Origin of the sequence: Nocardioides abyssi, from assembly GCF_030412915.1 — a bacterium.
Lineage (GTDB): Bacteria > Actinomycetota > Actinomycetes > Propionibacteriales > Nocardioidaceae > Nocardioides > Nocardioides abyssi.
The window spans coordinates 1-274 of the sequence record NZ_JAUHJR010000206.1 but is presented as its reverse complement, the minus strand read 5'-3'; the positions used below and the strand labels follow the sequence as shown (position 1 = coordinate 274).

At 67.9% G+C, this 274-nt stretch carries 1 protein-coding gene; it reads right to left on the bottom strand.

The genetic code is table 11. From position 1 onward, the window contains the following. A partial coding sequence (locus QWY29_RS20500; RefSeq protein ID WP_300963069.1) for a glutamate synthase central domain-containing protein occupies window positions 1-274 on the bottom strand: 274 nt, incomplete at both ends.

The window sequence follows — 274 nt, the reverse complement described above, 5'->3', positions numbered from 1 at the left end:
ACGGCGCGCGACCTCCTCGGCGATGGTGTCGAGCTCGATGCCGCCGAGCTTGGAGGTCGTGCCGGTGAAGTACTTGTCGACCACCGACTGCGAGAGGCCCAGGGCCTCGAAGATCTGCGCACCGGTGTAGGAGGCGACCGTGGAGACGCCCATCTTCGACATCACCTTGAGCACGCCCTTGCCCAGCGCCTTGACCAGGTTGGCCACGGCCTGCTCGGGCTCGCTGGTGACGTAGTAGCCCTCGCGGGCCAGGTCCTCGGCCGACTCCATGGCC